Below are 1,563 nucleotides of genomic sequence, written 5' to 3'. Positions count from 1 at the left end.
CGGCTTGCGCCGATGCAGCGGCGCCGCGGGGCCCGGGGCGCCGCGGAGGGCGTCGGCCAGGCGGCCGACGAGGCTGCGTTTACTGGAGCGCGGCACCCACTTCCGCCATGTGCGTTTCGGACAGCGTGCCCGCGGCCTGGGCCAGCTTCAGCCGGTTGATCAGCAGGTCGTAGCGCGCCTGGGCATGGTCGCGGCGCGCGGCGAACAGGTCGCGCTGGGCGTCGAGCACCGGCAGCAGCGTGTTGATGCCGGCGGCGTAGCCCTGTTCCTTGGCGGCCACGGCCGACTGCTGGGCCACCACCGACTGCGCCAGCGCCTGCACCAGGCCCACGCCGCTGACCAGCGCCTCGTAGGCCGAGCGGGTCTGGCGCTCGAGCGCACGGCGCTCCTGCTCATGCTCCTCGCGCGCCTTCAGGTGCTTGAAGCTGGCCTCCTTGGTGACGGCCAGCACCGCGCCCCCCTCGAACAGCGGCACGCTCAGGCGCAGCGACAGCTCGCGCGTGTCGACATTGCTGCCGCCGCCGAACAGGGTGCTGCCCGAGTCCTTGCGGTTCTGCGTGTACACCATGCTCACGCTGGGGAAATGCGCGGCCTTCTGGCGGTCGATCTCGATGGACGCCACCTCCACCGCGGCGGCGCGTGCGCGCAGCGACAGGTTGCCGTCACGCGCGGCGTCGAGCCAGGCGCTCAGGCTGGCGGGTTCGGGCAGGGTCAGCGGCAGATCGGCGCGCAGGCTTTGCAGGGCCTGCGGCTCGGCCCCGGTGATCTCCTGCAGCGCCTGGCGCGCGTCGGCCAGCTTGTTGCGCGACTCGATCTCGCGCGCCTGGGCAAGCGCATGGCGCGCGGTGGCGTCGTGCAGCACGGTGATGGTGCCCAGGCCGCTCTTGAGCTTCTCGCGTGCCAGCTCCAGCGCGCGGCCCAGCGCCTCGCGTTCGGCGGTGGAGAAGGCCAGCGCATCCCGGGCGGCCAGCACCTGCAGGTAGGCACTGGCGGTGCGCAGCATCAGGTCCTGCTCGGCGGCCAGCAGCGTGTAGCTGGCCTGCTGCACGCTCGCCTTGGCCTGCTCGAAGCGCTCGACCACGTCCTTGCGGAACAGCGGCTGCACCAGCGACAGCGTGTGCGTGCGGGTGGGGAAATCGGTGGTGCCCGGCCCGAAGATCGGGTTCTCGCTGCTGATGATGCGCTGGCGGGTCTCGATGCTCTCGGCCTCGAAACGCAGCGTGGGCAGGAATCCGGCGAAGGCCTGGTCGCGCAGCGCGTCGGTGGCGCGCGCGGTGTAGAGCACGGCGCGGTACTTGGGATCGGCCTCGACCGCGCGACGGTAGGTGTCCAGCAGGCTTTGCGCCACGGCAGGGGCCATGACACCCGCCACCCCCCAAGCCAGCACCAGGCCGCGCACAGCCTGGCGGTACCGCCGAACACCCGATCGCACCACCGCAAATCCCCCCGCGGGCACTGGCGCGGCACACCCACCCAGCGCCACCCCCGTACACCCTCGCCACGCCAGGCGCGAAGGAGTCGGTCCCCAAGGCGCAAGCTGTGACGTTTTTAGCATGCGCTGAC

General features: G+C 72.0%; 1 protein-coding gene. It reads right to left on the bottom strand.

The window, feature by feature from the left end; genetic code table 11:
- Window positions 1–79: 79 nt before the first annotated feature.
- Window positions 80–1,360 (bottom strand): TolC family outer membrane protein, encoded by a 1,281-nt coding sequence (locus AACH10_RS22250; RefSeq protein ID WP_341412724.1) that lies wholly within the window; start codon window positions 1,358–1,360, stop codon window positions 80–82.
- Window positions 1,361–1,563 lie beyond the last annotated feature (203 nt).

Origin of the sequence: Pseudaquabacterium inlustre (genome assembly GCF_038066595.1) — a bacterium.
Classification (GTDB): Bacteria; Pseudomonadota; Gammaproteobacteria; order Burkholderiales; family Burkholderiaceae_C; genus Pseudaquabacterium; species Pseudaquabacterium inlustre.
Note: the sequence above shows the minus strand (reverse complement) of the source record. Positions and strands in the feature narration are given on the sequence as shown.